The sequence below is a fragment of the Stenotrophomonas sp. Ps181 genome, from assembly GCF_025697425.1.
Taxonomy (GTDB): domain Bacteria; phylum Pseudomonadota; class Gammaproteobacteria; order Xanthomonadales; family Xanthomonadaceae; genus Stenotrophomonas; species Stenotrophomonas sepilia.
This window is the reverse complement of record NZ_JAHWBI010000011.1, coordinates 1-15,395: the sequence shown is the minus strand read 5'-3', so window position 1 is coordinate 15,395 and position 15,395 is coordinate 1. Positions and strand designations below refer to the sequence as shown.

16 protein-coding genes are annotated in these 15,395 nt (G+C 68.1%); 9 read left to right on the top strand and 7 right to left on the bottom strand.

Annotated features, from left to right (window positions below):
* The first annotated feature begins 106 nt into the window (after positions 1–106).
* Entirely contained in the window at positions 107–2,428 is a 2,322-nt protein-coding gene (locus KXV01_RS18895) for a DUF1631 domain-containing protein (RefSeq protein WP_032953949.1), read from the top strand.
* Positions 2,429–2,479: 51 nt separating this feature from the next.
* Positions 2,480–3,559 carry an NAD(P) transhydrogenase subunit alpha gene (locus KXV01_RS18890; protein WP_005415378.1) on the top strand — a complete coding sequence of 360 codons (1,080 nt, stop codon included), beginning with the start codon at positions 2,480–2,482 and terminating at the stop codon, positions 3,557–3,559.
* A 102-nt stretch (positions 3,560–3,661) separates the two neighbouring features.
* Here the strand turns inward: KXV01_RS18890 and KXV01_RS18885 are convergent, their stop codons facing one another.
* Genes KXV01_RS18885 through KXV01_RS18875 form a run of 3 tightly spaced genes read right to left on the bottom strand, consistent with a single transcriptional unit; the run spans position 3,662 to position 5,034 of the window.
* Positions 3,662–4,123, bottom strand: coding sequence for a DUF3106 domain-containing protein (locus KXV01_RS18885; protein WP_263468004.1), 462 nt, complete (start codon positions 4,121–4,123; stop codon positions 3,662–3,664).
* 3 nt (positions 4,124–4,126) lie between these two features.
* Positions 4,127–4,453: a DUF3379 domain-containing protein gene (locus KXV01_RS18880; RefSeq protein ID WP_263468003.1), complete on the bottom strand. Its 327-nt coding sequence runs from the start codon at positions 4,451–4,453 to the stop codon at positions 4,127–4,129.
* Positions 4,450–5,034: an RNA polymerase sigma factor gene (locus KXV01_RS18875; protein WP_080352983.1), complete on the bottom strand. Its 585-nt coding sequence runs from the start codon at positions 5,032–5,034 to the stop codon at positions 4,450–4,452. Before KXV01_RS18875 ends, KXV01_RS18880 begins: the two co-directional genes overlap by 4 nt.
* A 98-nt stretch (positions 5,035–5,132) precedes the next feature.
* Here KXV01_RS18875 and KXV01_RS18870 point away from each other — a divergent pair, with 98 nt between their 5' ends.
* Positions 5,133–5,453 carry an NAD(P) transhydrogenase subunit alpha gene (locus KXV01_RS18870; RefSeq protein WP_005415382.1) on the top strand — a complete coding sequence of 107 codons (321 nt, stop codon included), beginning with the start codon at positions 5,133–5,135 and terminating at the stop codon, positions 5,451–5,453.
* Positions 5,450–6,910 (top strand): NAD(P)(+) transhydrogenase (Re/Si-specific) subunit beta, encoded by a 1,461-nt coding sequence (locus KXV01_RS18865; RefSeq protein WP_111097373.1) that lies wholly within the window; start codon positions 5,450–5,452, stop codon positions 6,908–6,910. Before KXV01_RS18870 ends, KXV01_RS18865 begins: the two co-directional genes overlap by 4 nt.
* 177 nt (positions 6,911–7,087) lie before the next feature.
* Here KXV01_RS18865 and KXV01_RS18860 read toward each other — a convergent pair whose 3' ends face one another.
* On the bottom strand, positions 7,088–7,507 hold the full coding sequence (locus tag KXV01_RS18860) for a membrane protein (protein WP_032953950.1): 420 nt from the start codon (positions 7,505–7,507) through the stop codon (positions 7,088–7,090).
* A gap of 122 nt (positions 7,508–7,629) precedes the next feature.
* Between KXV01_RS18860 and sufT the strand changes: the two genes are divergently transcribed.
* The 3 genes from sufT to KXV01_RS18845 all read left to right on the top strand — a co-directional run bounded on the left by sufT (position 7,630) and on the right by KXV01_RS18845 (position 11,487).
* The gene (sufT, locus tag KXV01_RS18855) at positions 7,630–8,181 is read left to right on the top strand and encodes a putative Fe-S cluster assembly protein SufT (protein ID WP_005415385.1); all 552 of its coding nucleotides are present in this window, start codon (positions 7,630–7,632) and stop codon (positions 8,179–8,181) included.
* Positions 8,182–8,240: 59 nt separating this feature from the next.
* Complete coding sequence (locus tag KXV01_RS18850) at positions 8,241–9,335, top strand: branched-chain amino acid aminotransferase (protein WP_049414944.1); 1,095 nt, start codon at positions 8,241–8,243, stop codon at positions 9,333–9,335.
* Between the two features lie 409 nt (positions 9,336–9,744).
* Complete coding sequence (locus KXV01_RS18845) at positions 9,745–11,487, top strand: S8 family peptidase (protein WP_049414943.1); 1,743 nt, start codon at positions 9,745–9,747, stop codon at positions 11,485–11,487.
* Between the two features lie 186 nt (positions 11,488–11,673).
* On the opposite strand, the gene KXV01_RS18840 is transcribed toward KXV01_RS18845, so the two are convergent.
* The 3 genes from KXV01_RS18840 to wrbA all read right to left on the bottom strand — a co-directional run bounded on the left by KXV01_RS18840 (position 11,674) and on the right by wrbA (position 13,164).
* The gene (locus KXV01_RS18840) at positions 11,674–12,159 is read right to left on the bottom strand and encodes an asparaginase domain-containing protein (RefSeq protein ID WP_010481766.1); all 486 of its coding nucleotides are present in this window, start codon (positions 12,157–12,159) and stop codon (positions 11,674–11,676) included.
* Between the two features lie 79 nt (positions 12,160–12,238).
* Positions 12,239–12,574: a DUF2069 domain-containing protein gene (locus tag KXV01_RS18835; RefSeq protein WP_099494729.1), complete on the bottom strand. Its 336-nt coding sequence runs from the start codon at positions 12,572–12,574 to the stop codon at positions 12,239–12,241.
* A complete protein-coding gene (wrbA, locus tag KXV01_RS18830) occupies positions 12,571–13,164 on the bottom strand; it encodes an NAD(P)H:quinone oxidoreductase (RefSeq protein WP_012510135.1) in 594 nt (197 codons plus the stop codon). The genes KXV01_RS18835 and wrbA overlap by 4 nt, the downstream gene beginning before the upstream one ends.
* A 77-nt stretch (positions 13,165–13,241) precedes the next feature.
* On the opposite strand from wrbA, the gene KXV01_RS18825 reads away from it, so the two are divergent.
* Positions 13,242–14,516: a YihY family inner membrane protein gene (locus KXV01_RS18825; protein ID WP_099494730.1), complete on the top strand. Its 1,275-nt coding sequence runs from the start codon at positions 13,242–13,244 to the stop codon at positions 14,514–14,516.
* Positions 14,513–15,082, top strand: a complete 570-nt coding sequence (locus tag KXV01_RS18820; protein ID WP_099591109.1) for a TlpA disulfide reductase family protein — start codon at positions 14,513–14,515, stop codon at positions 15,080–15,082. Before KXV01_RS18825 ends, KXV01_RS18820 begins: the two co-directional genes overlap by 4 nt.
* Positions 15,083–15,395: the final 313 nt, after the last annotated feature.

Here is a 15,395-nt window from a genome sequence, read left to right as displayed (position 1 = left end):
TGACGGGCTGGCCGGCCTACCATCGACGTTCCGGTACATGGGGTGTGCCGGAAGCCGCGATGTCCATGCTGTCTGTCGTACCAGAGAAGGTGGGGAGCCTTCCCGAATGATGAGCGTGCCCACACCGATGGGATCGCCGGGCCGTGACCCGGCCCAGCTCCAGCGTGCCCGGGACATGGTCCTGCCCGCGCTGTGCCAGGCCTTCGGGGCGGCACTGGCGCGTTTCGACGATGCCCTGTTCGACCGCGCCGGCAATGCCGGCTCGTCGCAGTTGCTGTTCCTGGACGCGATGCGCGAACTGCGCCGGCGCCGTGAGGACATCGCGGCCGCTTTCGCCGGCCACCTGCAGCAGGCCTGGGCCGCATTGGAGGCTGGTGAGCCGCTGTCAGCCGAGGCGACCCTGTCCGGGCCGGCCGAGGATGGGCTCAGCCTGCTGGCCGAGCATGTGCTGGAATCACGGTTGGCGGTGCGCAATTTCGCCACTGTATTGCTGCGTGACTTCAAGCCGGTGCTGGCGCGGCTGGATCGCCGCCTGGGCCGGTTGATCGGCGGCGCGGAACTGGACGCCGACCACAATCCGATCAGCCCCGAACACCTGGGCGTGGCCATCCACGAAGCCTTTGCCGGCTGTGAACTGGCCCCGGAAGTGCATCTGGTGCTGATCAAGCTGTGCGAGCGCGACCTGCGTGCACCGGTCGGTCGCATCTACGAGAAGCTGGACGAGCAGCTGGCCGCAGCCGGCGTGATGTCGCAGATGGGGGCTCCGCAGCGCCCACAACCGCCGGCACCGGATCCGCGCATGGCCGGGATGCTGGATGACCTGGTCGAGCATCGCCACGGCGCGGGCGTCGATCCGGGGTTCAGCGATGACGAGCAGGCCGCACCGGCCTGGGCGCAGCGCTTTGCCGCCCGCTGGTCCGAGCGCCGCGGGCATATGCAGCAGCACCTGGGCGGCGATGACGGCGCCACCGGCGAGGCCTACGCTGGCCAGCAGGGCATGCTGCTGGAAGCGCTGCACGAACTGCTGCAGCAGACCCGCCATGTGCGTGAGGACGCCACGTCTGCGGCACAGGTGGCGGTTGGCCAGCAGCGCCCGCTCAGCCAGCGCGAAATGATGTCGGTGCTGTCGCTGCTGCAGGCCACGCCCAGCGCCACCCTGCGCGCGGCCATCGGCGAGGACGGCGAATCGCTGGCGCAGCGCCTGAAGAGCGAAGTGCTGTCCAGCGCCACCCAGCTTGGCGTCGATCCGGGCCAGACCCGGCTGGACCCGCAGGATGAGGATGCCATCGACCTGGTCGGCATGCTGTTCGACGTGATGCTGGACGAGCGTGAACTGGAAGGCCGCTCGCGCGAACTGATCGGCCGCCTGGTGGTGCCTTTCGTCAAGGTCGCCATGCTCGACCGCCGCATGTTCGTGCAGAAGACCCACCCGGCGCGCAAGCTGCTCAACTCGCTGGCCGAGGCCTGCGAGGGCAACACCGGCGAGAGCCAGGCCGAGCGCATGCTGATGGCCAAGGTCGAAGAGATCATCGAGCGCCTGGTGGCCGAGTTCAACGAGAACCTGGCGATCTTCCTGACCCTGGAAGAGGAATTCCGCGAGTTCCTGGTGCAGCATCGCCGCCGCGTGGAAATCGCCGAGCGTCGTGCCGCAGAAACGCAGCGCGGCCAGGAAAAGCTGGAAATGGCCCGCAGCCGGGCCGGTGCGGAACTGGACCGCCGCATCGGTGACGCCACGCTGCCGCCGGCCATTGCCGAATTCCTGCGCCAGCCGTGGCAGCACCACCTGACCCTGGCGCTGCTGCGCGAGGGCGAAGAAGGCGCCTCGGTGGCCGAGGCATTGAGCCTGGGCGACGGCTTGCTGGAGGAAGTGGCCGAGGCCCGCCGCCAGATCGTCGGCAAGCCGTGGCTGCAGGCCTGGCAGCCGGTGCTGGCCAAGGTGTTTGCCAGCGTCGGCGTGCACGGCGATGCGGCAACCGCCGCCATCGATGCCCTGCATGACACCCTGCAGGGCATCGCCGAGTCGCGGCCGGAACTGCAGCGTGCGCTGCCGGAGCTGCCGCAGGTTGCCTTGCCGGCCCCGCCAGTGGCTGAATCGCCGGCGGTTGAGCTTGGCGGGCAGATCGACGCCGACGATTTCGACAACGCCGATGCCGACCGCTTCCGCCGCATGGAAATCGGCAACTGGCTGGACTTCGTCGACAAGGATGGCAAGGTGCAGGCGGGCAAGCTGTCCTGGGTCAGCCCGATTTCCTCGCGCCTGCTGTTCGTCAACCGTCGCGGCGTGCGCTTCTGCGTGGCCTCGCCGGAAGAACTGGCGGTGATGATGCGGCTGGGCCGCCTGCGTGCCCACGTTGATGATGGCGCCTTCGACAGCGCCATGCAGGGCGTGATCGATCGCCTCGACCCGGGCAGCGCCACGCTGCACTGAGCGGGTGCCGCCTGCTAGGATCGGGAAACTCACCGATCAGCGGGGACCTGCATGGCCGTGGCGTTGCTGGGGATCAAGGAGACCGCGCCGGGCGAACGGCGCGTGGCACTGACGCCGGAGACCGCGCGCAGGCTCGGGGCCTTGGGCATTGCCGTCTGGTATGAGGCGGGCGCGGGTTTGGCGGCTGGTTTCACCGACGCCGCCTATGACGATGCCGGTGCACGCGTCTTCGACGCGGGCCGCTGGGCCGAGATCGATATCCTGCTGTGCGTGCAGGCCCCCCCTGCGGCGGTGCTGGAACAGCTCAAGCCCGGCGCCAGCGTGGTCGGCCTGCTGGCCCCGGCCAGCGATCCGGCGCTGGCCGCGCTGGCGGCCGATGGTCGCCTGCAGCTGTTCCCGCTGCAGCAGCTGCCGCGCACCACCCGTGCGCAGGCGATGGATGTACTCAGTTCGCAGGCCGGCATGGCCGGCTACAAGGCGGCGCTGATCGCCGCCGAACGCGCGCCGCGCTTCTTCCCGATGCTGACCACTGCTGCCGGCACCGTGCGGCCGGCCAAGGTGCTGGTGATCGGTGCCGGCGTGGCGGGCCTGCAGGCCATCGCCACCGCGCGCCGCCTCGGTGCACAGGTGGAAGGCTTCGACGTGCGCCCGGAAACCCGCGAGCAGATCCAGTCACTGGGCGCACGCTTCCTCGACCTCGGGGTCAGCGCGGCGGGCGAGGGAGGCTATGCGCGGGCGCTGACCGATGACGAGCGCGCCGAGCAGCAGCGTCGGCTGGCCGACCACCTGCGCAGTGTGGACGTGGTGATCTGCACGGCTGCGGTACCGGGCCGCCCGGCACCGACCATCGTGACCGCCGCGATGGTGGAAGGCATGGCCACCGGCAGCGTCATTGTTGATCTGGCGGCGGAAAGTGGCGGCAACTGCGCACTGACCCTGCCGGGGCAGTGCATCGAACACCAGGGCGTGACCATCGACGGTCCGCTGGGCCTGGCCAGCCGCGGCGCGACCCAGGCCAGCGAGATGTATGCACGGAACCTGCTCAACTTCGTTGCGCTGTTCGTGCGCGACGGGCAGCTCGGTTTCGATTGGGACGACGAACTGCTGGCGAAGACGCGCTGGCAGGCGTGAACCTCATGTACCTCCTGTAGAGCCGAGCCCGTGCTCGGCTTGCGCAGGCGCGATAAAGCAGCCGAGCGTGGGCTCGGCTCTGCAAAGGGTTGAACGCTGCCTTTACCGCGGCTTCGCCGGCGGCGGATTCTCTCGCACCCAGTCCTTGCGTTGCTCCGGCGTCATCTGCGACCAGCGCTCGCGCAGTGCGTCGCGCTGCGCGGGCGGCAGATCCCGCATCTGACCGAACAGGGCGCGGGCCTGCTCACGCTGTTCCGGGCTCATGTGCTCGAAGCGGCGCAGGCCGCGGCGGGCCTTGTCGCGTTCCTCCGGGCTCATCGTCTGCCAGCGCTGGCCATGCGAGAGCATCCGCTGGCGCTGGCCGGCATCGGCGCTGTTCCAGCGGTCGCGCAGTGGCGCCAGCAGCGATTCCCGCTGCGCTTCGCTCAACTGTTCCCAGGCCGGCAGCGGCGTGGCCGGCGCAGGGCGCGCCGCAGGGGCGGGCGCGGCGCTCTGCGCCGGCGCCGGGAGGGCTGGCAGCAGCAACAGGGTCAACAGCAGCGGCAGGGTATGCAGTCGGGACATGGTTCACTCCATCGCCAGGTCGGTATCGCCCAGCCACAGGTACAGATCGGGATTTTCGTCGTACAGCACGCTGTTGTCTTCCACCGAGGCCAGCACCGGTGCCGGCGCGGCGGGCGACAGTGGGCTGTGGCCGCTGAACTGCAGGCCGATACCTAGCGCCACCACCAGCGAACAGGCACTGGCCAACCACCAGCGCCAGCGCCCGTGACGGGCTGCGCTGGCGCCGTGGCGAGCCTGGCGCAACCGTGCCAGCGTGGCCGGCGACAGCGCCTGCAGCGACTGCGCGTGCAGGTTGCGCAGCATGTCATCGGAGGGCAGGGAGCGGTTCACGGGTGGGTCTCCAGGTAGTCCTGCAGCGCCTGCCGGGCGCGTGCCAGATGGGTTTTTACCGCGCCTTCGCTACAGCCCATGGCGCGGGCGGTGGTGGCCCCGTCCAAGTCCTGCAGCACGCGCAGGGTGAAGGCCTCGCGCTGGCGTGCGGGCAGGGTACGCAGCGCCTGTACCAGTTGCTGGTACTGCTGGCGCTGTTCGTGCGCCTGCGCCGGGTCCGGGCCGGGGTCGGCCCAGTCGATCCCGCCTCCGTCAGCGTCCTGGTTGTCGCGCCAGAACGGCAGGCGGAAACGGCGCCGGCGCTGCAGGTCGATCACGCGGCGGCGCAGGATGCTCCAGAACAGGGGCGCCCATTCGGCTGCCGGCTTGTCGGCGTAGTCCAGCATGCGCATCAGCGCGTCCTGCACCGCGTCCATGGCGTCTTCGCGCTGGCGCAGGCCGGCCTCGGCGAAACGGAACGCGCGCGGGCCGACGCTGGCCAGGAACGCCTCCAGCGATGCCGGCAGGGCATCGGTGTCGGCGCTCGGGGGGGCGGGGCTGCTCACCAGCACAGGGTACGGTTCCTCGCTCGGGGTCACCATCGACAACGCGTGAGCGTCGCCGCGGTTGACGCCGGGTGCGCGCCGGGTTCAGCCCGTGGTTATGATGGGCCGACGAAGACAGAGCGGGAGCGTTGCCAGTGAGTGACGGGTTCGTAGCGCTGTACATCTTCATGCTGGCGGCCATCGCCGGCCACGTGATCATTTCGCGGGTGCCGGTGATCCTGCATACCCCGCTGATGTCGGGTTCCAACTTCATCCACGGCATCGTGCTGATCGGCGCGATGGTGGTGCTGGGGCACGCGCAGACGCCGCTGGAAAAGGCGCTGGGCTTCCTTGCCGTGGTGCTCGGCGCCGGCAACGCCGCCGGTGGCTACGTGGTCACCGCGCGCATGCTGGAGATGTTCAAGCCGAGCGCGCCCAAGGGCGGCAGGGACGAACCGAAGGAGCCACAGGCTTGAACATCAGCACCGTCGAACTGCTCGACTGGCTGGTCAAGGCCAGCTACCTCGTCGCCGCTACGCTGTTCCTGCTGGGCCTGCAGCGCATGGCTTCGCCGCTGACCGCGCGCAGCGGCATCCGCTGGGCCGGGCTGGGCATGCTGCTGGCCACGGTGGCGACCTTCTTCCTGCCTGAACTGCACAACGTACCGCTGATCCTGGTGGCATTGCTGCTGGGCGCGGGCCTGGCCTGGTGGTCGGCCGGCAAGGTGGCCATCACCGACATGCCGCAGATGGTGGCGCTGTACAACGGCATGGGCGGTGGCTCGGCGGCGGCGATCGGTGCGGTGGAACTGCTGCGCTATGCCTTCCTGGCCCACCGCGATACCAGCCACTGGAGCGCGCAGGCGCTGGCCGACCTGGCCGCGCGCCAGCCGTCGGGCACGGTGCTGCTGCTGGCGGTGGTCGGCGCCGCGATCGGTGCGGTGTCGTTGTCCGGTTCGGTGATCGCCTGGGCCAAGCTGGATGGACGCCTGGACAAGCGGGTGACCTGGCCCGGCCAGCAGGCGCTGAACCTGCTGGTGGCGCTGGCGGTGGTGGTGCTGGCGATCATCGCCGCCAGCACGCTCAGCACCTGGGCGATCGTCGCCTTCTTCGTGCTGGCGCTGGCACTGGGCGTGCTGATGACGCTGCCGATCGGTGGCGCCGACATGCCGGTGGTGATCTCGCTGTACAACGCGTTCACCGGCCTGGCGGTGTCCTTTGAAGGTTATGTGCTCGGCAACGAGGCGCTGATCATCGCCGGCATGATGGTCGGCGCGGCGGGCATCCTGCTGACCCGGTTGATGGCGAAGGCGATGAACCGGCCGATCCGCAATGTGCTGTTCTCCAACTTCGGCGGCGGCGCCGGTGGCGAAGCACAGGCGATCACCGGCGCGCAGAAGCCCATCGAAGCGTCGGACGTCGCGGCGATGATGGCCTTTGCCGAGCGCGTGGTGATCGTGCCCGGCTACGGCATGGCGGTGGCGCAGGCCCAGCACAAGATCTGGGAACTGGCGCAGCGGCTGGGCCAGCGTGGCGTGAAAGTGAAGTTCGCGATCCACCCGGTGGCCGGGCGCATGCCCGGGCACATGAACGTGCTGCTGGCCGAGGCGGGCGTGCCCTACGACCTGATCGCGGACATGGACGACATCAACCCCGAATTCGCCAATACCGACGTGGTGCTGGTGATCGGTGCCAACGACGTGGTCAATCCGGTCGCACGAACCGATCCGGCCAGCCCGATCTACGGGATGCCGGTGCTGGACGTGGTCAACGCGCGCAACGTGGTGGTGATCAAGCGTGGCAAGGGCACCGGTTTTGCCGGCATCGAGAATGCGCTGTTCTACGCCGACAACACCCGCATGCTCTATGGCGACGGCGCCGAAGCGGCGGCCTCGCTGGTGAGCGAGCTGAAGGCGCTCGACGGCGGGCATTGAGTTGAGGACCGGGGTCGGATCCCTTTCCGCAGGAAAGGGCTCTGACCCCCTTGCCGGCCAGCGGCCGGCACTACCCCCATCCGTGCGTGGCGGCTGCAGCTGGTAGGTGCGGACCTTGGTCCGCACGCTTTTGCCGGCCAGCGGCCCGCACTGCCGAATCCATGAATCTCTACGCGCTCAGCGCGCCAGCCAGGCACCTACGGCCACGGCCACGGCCAGCCACAGCCATTCCACCGCGCCGTTGGCCAGGCTGATCAGGGTCCAGGCCAGGTGCGGGCCCATCCGCGTGGTGGCATCCCACAGGTCCAGGCCGATCGAGCCGCCCATCCAGGCGCTGGCGATGGCCCAGTTGGCCACGGCGGCCACCAGCAGGGTGCCGAGCACGACCAGGGCGACGCGCAGCCGGCCTGGGCCCAGCGTGCCCAGGCGCAGCATGAACACCAGTTCCAGGGCGGCCAGCACCGCCATCCAGCCGACCTGCCGGCCGGTCATCAGCGCCAGGACCATCCAGGCGAGGGGAGCGACAAACAGGCCCAGCAGCAGCATGAGGGGCCAGAGCCAGGTCACGGTCCTGGCACGCGCGGCATTGGAGGACATCGAAGCTCCCAGAAGATCACCCACAGGATACTGTGGTTTGCCGCAGTGCACCGGCGGTGCGGGGGCGGCTGGGCTAGAATGCCGTCTTGCGTGGCTTCGGCCACGGCCCCATATCGGTCCCCATGTATTCCCGTAGCAGCGAACCTGTCCACTTCGAACGCGATTGCGAGGCCGTGATGGTCCCGCAGGGCGACACCGTGACCCTGCCCGCCGGCAGCTATGGGTACATCACCCAGGCGCTGGGCGGCAGTTATTCGGTGTTCGTCGAGGGCAACCTGTTCCGCATCGCCGGCAAGGACGGCGATGCCATCGGCAAGGAGGCACCGGCACCGCTGGAACTGCCGGCCGACGCCACCGATGAACAGGTGGAGCAGCTGGTGTGGCAGCAGCTGCGCACCTGCTTCGACCCGGAAATTCCGGTCAACATCGTGGAACTGGGCCTGGTCTATGAAGTCGAGATCAAGCATCTGGATGAGGGCAAGCGCGAGATCGACGTGAAGATGACCCTGACCGCCCCGGGCTGCGGCATGGGCGAGATCCTGGTCGACGATGTGCGCAGCAAGCTTGAAATGATCCCGACGGTGGCCGAGGCCGACGTCGACCTGGTGTTCGACCCGCCGTGGAACCAGCACATGATGTCCGAGGCGGCCCGGCTAGAGACCGGCATGCTTTGACCCAGGGCCCGCAGTGACGTGGGCCCGGCACTACCCGCAACCAGAACAGGAATCCTCCGGTGTCCCAGTCCATCCCCAGCTTCGCCGTCACCCGTTCGGACCACCCGCGCAGCGCTGAAGAGCGCGCCAAGATCCTGGAGAAGCCGGGCTTCGGCCTGCACTTCACCGATCACATGGTGGAAGTGCGCTGGGACAAGGATGCCGGCTGGCACAATGCCAACGTGCGCGCCTACGGCCCGCTGCAGCTGGACCCGGCCGCCGCCGTGCTGCATTACGGCCAGGAAATCTTCGAAGGCATCAAGGCCTACCGCCACGCCGACGGTTCGATCTGGACCTTCCGCCCGGATGCCAACGGCCGTCGCCTGCAGCGTTCGGCGCAGCGCCTGGCGTTGCCGGAACTGCCGGTGGAGATCTTCGTCGAATCGCTGAAGCAGCTGATCGCCGTCGACAGTGACTGGGTGCCTTCGGCCGATGAGTCGAGCCTGTATTTCCGCCCGTTCATGATCGGCGACGAGGCCTTCCTCGGCGTGCGCGGCGCGCACAAGGCCGGCTACTACGTCATCGCCAGCCCTGCCGGCCCGTACTTCGCCAAGGGCGTTGCCCCGGTGTCGATCTGGCTGTCCACCGAGTACGCGCGTGCGGCCAAGGGCGGCACCGGTGCCGCCAAGTGCGGTGGCAACTACGCCGCCTCGCTGCTCCCGCAGCAGAAGGCGCAGGCGCAGGGCTGCTCGCAGGTGCTGTTCCTCGACCCGGTCGAAGGCAAGTACCTGGAAGAACTGGGCGGCATGAACGTGTTCCTGGTCTACAAGGACGGCACGCTGGTCACCCCGGAACTGTCAGGCAGCATCCTCGAGGGCATCACCCGCGAGAGCATCCTGCAGCTGGCCCGCGACCGTGGCATGAAGGTCGAAGAGCGCAAGGTCAGCATCGACGAGTGGAAGGACGGCGTCGCCTCCGGCGCGATCAGCGAAGTGTTTGCCTGTGGCACCGCCGCGGTGGTCACCCCGATCGGCCAGCTGAAGGGCGACGGCTTCTCGGTGGGCGACATCAACGCGCCGGCCGGCGAAGTGACCATGTCGCTGCGCAAGGAACTGACCGATATCCAGTACGGCCGCCTGCCGGACCGCCACAACTGGCTGGTCAAGCTGGGCTGATCGCCCAACGCTGAACTGTAGAGCCGAGCCGACGCTCGGCTGCTCTTCCGGAAAGCCCGTCCCCGTGACGGGTTTTCTGCGTTGTGGGCCCGGGGCCGAACGCCGATGTCGGCAAAGTCATTCCAGGACACGTGACGCCCCAGTCAGGTCTGTGCAGGACACGAGAAAGTTCCTTCACCTTCACAAACCCTCGACCCGAAAAGTCTCAGAACGAACATTTCATCTTGCTGAAAAGACGCTGAAAATCTTGTGGTGTCCGGTTCTGGCCATTAGCGTCATATGCACGGCGGATCGTTAGGGGGATCCGCTGACTCACCGGACTTCGAACCTCGCCAACCCAAGCCAGCCCAGGGTTCGGGCCGGTGCTTCTGCCGATTCCGGCATTCACACCACAAGAAAGGGAAATACGATGTCCCAGGTAACGCAACCGCGTGTGCGTCGAGTGTGGGTGGTCCTTGGTGCGTCCGTTCTGTCATCGCTGCTGCTGGCCACGCCTGCGCTGGCCGGTGACGTCCAGCTCAGCGGCCTGCAGTCCGCGCCGACGCACCAGCGCTTCATCGTGAAGTACCGCGACGGTAGTGCGCCGGTGGCCAACACCACCGCACTGGCCTCTTCGCTGAAGAGTGCCGCCGCCGGCCTGGCCAGCAGCCAGGGCCGCGCGCTGGGCCTGCAGGAGGTCCGCAAGCTGGCCGTTGGCCCGACCCTGGTCAGGACCGATCGGCCGCTTGACCAGGCCGAATCCGAGCTGCTGATGCGCAAGCTCGCCGCCGACCCGAACGTGGAATACGTCGAAGTCGACCAGATCATGCGTGCGACGCTGACCCCGAATGACACCCGCTTCAGCGAACAGTGGGGCTTCGGTACCTCCAACGCGTCGATCAACGTGCGGCCGGCCTGGGACAAGGCCACCGGCACCGGCGTGGTGGTGGCCGTGATCGATACCGGCATCACCAACCATCCCGATCTCAACGCCAACATCCTGCCTGGCTATGACTTCATCAGCGATGCCGCGATGGCGCGCGATGGCGGCGGCCGCGACAACAACCCGAATGACGAGGGCGACTGGTACGGCGCCAACGAGTGCGGCTCGGGCATCCCGGCCTCCAACTCCAGCTGGCACGGTACCCACGTCGCCGGCACCGTGGCGGCGGTGACCAACAACAGCACCGGCGTGGCCGGTACTGCGTTCAATGCCAAGGTCGTCCCGGTGCGCGTGCTGGGCAAGTGCGGCGGTTACACCTCCGACATCGCCGACGCGATCGTGTGGGCCTCTGGCGGCACCGTCAGTGGCGTGCCGGCCAACGCCAATCCGGCCGAAGTCATCAACATGTCGCTGGGTGGTGGCGGCAGCTGCTCCACCACCTACCAGAACGCCATCAACGGCGCGGTCAGCCGTGGCACCACCGTGGTGGTCGCCGCCGGCAACAGCAACACCAACGTGTCCTCGTCGGTGCCGGCCAACTGCCCGAACGTGATTGCCGTGGCGGCCACAACCTCGGCCGGTGCGCGTGCCAGCTTCTCCAACTACGGCACCGGCATCGACATCTCGGCACCGGGCCAGAGCATCCTGTCCACGCTCAACACCGGCACCACCACGCCGGGCAGCGCCAGCTACGCGTCGTACAACGGCACCTCGATGGCGGCGCCGCACGTGGCCGGCGTGGTTGCGCTGATGCAGTCGGTCGCGCCAAGCCCGCTGAGCCCGGCGCAGGTCGAAAGCATCATCAAGAGCACTGCACGCCCGCTGCCGGGTGCCTGCTCGGGTGGCTGCGGCGCCGGCATCGTCGACGCCAACGCGGCCGTGGCTGCGGCGATCAACGGCGGTGGCAACCCGAACCCGGGTGGCAACGTGCTGCAGAACAACGTGCCGGTGACCGGCCTGGGCGCTGCAACCGGTGCCGAGCTGAACTACACCGTCGCCGTTCCGGCCGGTAGCAGCCAGCTGCGCGTGACGATCAGTGGCGGCAGCGGCGATGCCGACCTGTACGTGCGCCAGGGCAGTGCCCCGACCGATACCAGCTACACCTGCCGTCCCTACCTGAGCGGCAACAGCGAGACCTGCACGATCAACAGCCCTGCCGCCGGCACGTGGTATGTGCGGGTGAAGGCGTACAGCACCTTCTCGGGCCTGACCCTCAACGCCCAGTACTGAGCCCAAGACCCTCTCCATGGGCACGCCCTGGCTCCGGCCGGGGCGTTCTTGCTTCTGTAGCCAAGCCCATGCTCGGCTGCTCCGGCTGCGGACCGTTCTGCCGCGCTGGCATGCGGTTGCCGAGTATGGCTCGGCACTACAAGGGCAGCGCTCTGGCAGGTGCCGACCTTGGTCGGCCGCGGTTCCTCAGACCGACTCGAAGCGGTTCGCAGCCACGTTCTTGCGCACGTGCTGCGGGTCGAAGATCCGCCCGTTCATCGCGATGTACACGCCGCTCGGCAGCGACTGCACCGCACCGATCGCACAGCCGATGTTGAACTCCGCATCCGAGCCGCGGAAGCGTGCCGGGCTCAGTGCACCGGTCATCACGATCGTCTTGTCCGGGATCGTCGCCAGCACCTTGCCGGTCTGCACCATCGAGTCGGTGCCGTGGGTCACCAGCACGTGCCGGGTCGGCTGCGCGGCGATGGTGGCGCGGATCAGCTCGCGGTCCTCATCGTTGATGTGCAGCGAATCCTTGCGCAGGATCGGAATCACGTTGAAGCGGAACGTCACGCCCAGCTCGCGCAGGATCATGCCGATCTGCGGATCGCCGATCTGGTAGTCCGACTTGTCGTCGAAGTAGATCTTGTCGATCGTGCCACCGGTGGTGACGACCAGGAGCTCTTCCATCATGTGCATGCGCGAAACCAGGACAGGTACTGCGGCGCGGGGCCAGGAATGCAGATGATACGGCCCAGCGGGCGCAGCGTCAGCGTTGCTTGCCGAAGCGGGCGCGCAGGCCGGGCAGGCTGGCGCTGAAGATCACCAGCAGGGCCAGCGCGATCTCGATCAGCGCCAGCCAGCGCGTTTCCGGATGGCTCCAGGCGCTCATCACGCCGTGGCTGAACCAGCCCAGCGCCAGGACCGAGGCCCAGAATCCGGCCTTGCGCCAGCCCAGGCGCACGGCGATGGCCAGCGCCAGCGGCGGCGCGGTGAACACCAGCTGGGTCGCCAGCCAGTGCTTGTCATTGATGAACCAGCCGGCGAACAGCGCGGCCAATCCCATCAGGGCCAGCAGCAGGACCGTGCGCGGTGTGGCGATCATCGGGCCAGCCGCTGCGCGATGTCGGCCACCCGGCGCCCCAGCGCGCGCGCCAGCACGGCTTCGTCGTCGGTCGGCTGCGGGTCGTCGGCGGCACCGGCGACGTGGCTGGCACCATAGGGTGTGCCGCCACTGGTGGTATGGCTCAGCGCCGGTTCGGTGAACGGGATGCCGACGATCACGCAGCCATGGTGCAGCAGCGGCACCTGCATCGACAGCAGGGTCGATTCCTGCCCGCCATGCATGGATGCGGTGGAGGTGAACACGCCGGCCGGCTTGCCGGACAGGGTGCCATTGACCCATTCGGCGCCCAGCCCATCCAGGAAATGCTTGACCGGCGCGGCCATGTTGCCGAAGCGGGTCGGGCTGCCGAGCAGCAGGCCCTGGCATTCGACCAGGTCCTGCACGCTCACGTAGGGGGCGCCATCGTCGGGCACCGGCGGCTGCGCGGTCTGGGTCACTGCGGCCACTGGCGGCACCGTGCGCAGGCGCGCGGTCATGCCCGGCACTTCGCCGATGCCCCGCGCGATCTGGCGCGCCAGCCGTGCCACCGAACCGCCCCGGCTGTAATACAGCACCAGAATCTCGCCCATCGTGCCCGCTTCTCCTCGTCGTGTGGCCACCAGTATGGCTATCCTGCGAGCATTCCGCATCGGGTACCCTTCCACCGATGGAACCTTTGGATACGCTCAACCTGTGGATGGAGCGCGCGCGGGATCGCGCACGGGCCATCAGTTTCGGCCGCTTCCTGTGGCATCGCTTCCTCGACGACCGCCTGTTCCAGGCAGCGGCGGCGCTGGCGTACACCACGGTGTTCGCGCTGGTGCCGCTGGCCATCGTGGTATTCGGCGTGCTCTCGGCCTTTCCCGTTTTCGACCGCTGGAGCGATCAGCTCAGCGACTACGTCTTCTCCAACTTCGTGCCCAACGCCGCGCGCGCGGCCGAGGGCTACCTGCGGCAGTTCTCGGCCAGTGCTGGCCAGCTCACCGCCGCCGGCTTCATCGCGCTGGTGGTATCGCTGCTGATCACGCTCAACAGCGTGGAAGAGACCTTCAACCAGATCTGGCGGGTCGGCTCGACCCGGCCCAAGCTGACCCGCTTCCTGGTCTACTGGACCGTGCTGACCCTGGGCGCGATGCTCGCCGCTGCGTCGCTGGCGGTGTCGGCGAGGGTGTTCGCGTTGCCATTGTTCGGTACCCAGGAGGGCCGTTGGCTGGCCGAACTGGCCCTGCGGCTGGCGCCGATCCTGATCGAGTTCGTCTGCATCACGCTGATGTTCCGGGTGGTGCCGCACCACACCGTGAAATGGCGGCACGCGATACCCGGCGCGATCCTGGCGGCGGTGATCCTGGAGCTGGTGAAGTGGGGCATCGGCGCCTATCTGGGCAGCTTCCAGTCCTACCAGAAGCTGTATGGCACGGTCGCCTTCGTGCCGATCCTGCTGCTGTGGATCTACCTGTGCTGGGTGGCGGTGCTGCTGGGTGCGTCGCTGGCCTCCTCGATGGCCGCCTTCCGCTACCAGCCGGTTGAGCTGCGCCTGCCGCAGGGGTATGAGTTCTATGGACTGCTGCGCCTGCTTGGCCGCTTCCAGCATGCACGGGCCAAGGGCAAGGGCCTGGCCGATGACGAGATCCTGCGGCTGGAGCCGATGCTGACCGATTCACTGCTGCAGGACCTGATCTGCAACCTGCAGGAGATCGACCTGCTGCGCCGCGATGAGCGCGGCGAGTGGCTGCTGTCGCGCGACCTGGACCAGGTCAGCCTGGCCGATCTTTACGAATGCACCCAGCTGCGCATCCCGGTAGCCGAGCAGCACCTGCCGTACCGCGACGACAGCCTGGGCCGTGCCGCCTTGGCGGCGCTGGATGACCTGCGACTGCCCCTGCGCGAACGCCTGAAGCGCAAGGTCAGTGATATCTACACCGATTCCGGAGACATGCCATGACCCGCAAGACCCCGTTGCTGCTGCCGCTGGCACTGTTGCTGGCGCTGTCGGCCTGCAAGCCGGCCCAGGAGCCCACCCCCGCCAGCAGCCAGCCACCGGCACAGGCACCGACCCCGGCCACCCCCGCAGCGGTGGAGGAGACCCCGGCCGAACGTACCACCGCCGAGTTCCCGACGCTGAAGATGAAGGCGGTGGACGGCAGCGACTACGACCTGGCCGCGCATCGCGGCAAGTGGGTGGTGGTGAACTTCTGGGCCACCTGGTGCGCGCCGTGCCGCAAGGAGATGCCCGAGCTGTCGGCCCTGCATGCGATGCGCAGCAACATCGAAGTGGTCGGCCTGGCCTACGAGGACATCGAAGTGCCGGAAATGCAGTCGTTCCTGACCAAGCATCCGGTGACCTATCCGATCGTGATCGTGGACCCGTTCGATCCGCCGGCGGACTTCGCCACGCCACGCGGCTTGCCGTTGACGCATCTGCTGGACCCGCAGGGCAAGCTGGCGCATACGTTCCTCGGTCCGGTGACCGCCGCCGACATCGAAAAGCAGATCGCTGCTGCCAAGTAGGTTGGGTATCGGCAGGGCTGCGCCCTGCACCTGCGGTAGTGCCGGCCGCTGGCCGGCAACCCCAGCAAAAGCAACAGCAACAGCAACAGCCCAAGCGGGTTTCCTGTGGGGAGGCGGGGTGGGTCCGGTTGCGGGGGACGCCGTAAATACGTCCCTGTAGGCTCGGTCGCCGCATCCATGCGGCTCACTGATCTGGCCCCCCGTCAGCGGACGCCAAGAAGCGATACTTTGATCGCACTTGGAGGCCCCTTATGTCCCGTATCACCCGTCGTAGCTACACCGATGAGTTCAAGCACCAAGCCGTGGAGTTGGC

What these genes read in the sequence shown, in the direction of transcription:
- KXV01_RS18895 (WP_032953949.1), top strand. Translation starts at nt 107, where the DNA reads ATGATGAGCGTGCCCACACCGATGGGATCGCCGGGCCGTGACCCGGCC.
- KXV01_RS18890 (WP_005415378.1), top strand. Translation starts at nt 2,480, where the DNA reads ATGGCCGTGGCGTTGCTGGGGATCAAGGAGACCGCGCCGGGCGAACGG.
- KXV01_RS18885 (WP_263468004.1), bottom strand. Translation starts at nt 4,123, where the DNA reads ATGTCCCGACTGCATACCCTGCCGCTGCTGTTGACCCTGTTGCTGCTG.
- KXV01_RS18875 (WP_080352983.1), bottom strand. Translation starts at nt 5,034, where the DNA reads ATGGTGACCCCGAGCGAGGAACCGTACCCTGTGCTGGTGAGCAGCCCC.
- KXV01_RS18860 (WP_032953950.1), bottom strand. Translation starts at nt 7,507, where the DNA reads ATGTCCTCCAATGCCGCGCGTGCCAGGACCGTGACCTGGCTCTGGCCC.
- sufT (WP_005415385.1), top strand. Translation starts at nt 7,630, where the DNA reads ATGTATTCCCGTAGCAGCGAACCTGTCCACTTCGAACGCGATTGCGAG.
- KXV01_RS18845 (WP_049414943.1), top strand. Translation starts at nt 9,745, where the DNA reads ATGTCCCAGGTAACGCAACCGCGTGTGCGTCGAGTGTGGGTGGTCCTT.
- KXV01_RS18840 (WP_010481766.1), bottom strand. Translation starts at nt 12,159, where the DNA reads ATGGAAGAGCTCCTGGTCGTCACCACCGGTGGCACGATCGACAAGATC.
- KXV01_RS18835 (WP_099494729.1), bottom strand. Translation starts at nt 12,574, where the DNA reads ATGATCGCCACACCGCGCACGGTCCTGCTGCTGGCCCTGATGGGATTG.
- wrbA (WP_012510135.1), bottom strand. Translation starts at nt 13,164, where the DNA reads ATGGGCGAGATTCTGGTGCTGTATTACAGCCGGGGCGGTTCGGTGGCA.
- KXV01_RS18825 (WP_099494730.1), top strand. Translation starts at nt 13,242, where the DNA reads ATGGAACCTTTGGATACGCTCAACCTGTGGATGGAGCGCGCGCGGGAT.
- KXV01_RS18820 (WP_099591109.1), top strand. Translation starts at nt 14,513, where the DNA reads ATGACCCGCAAGACCCCGTTGCTGCTGCCGCTGGCACTGTTGCTGGCG.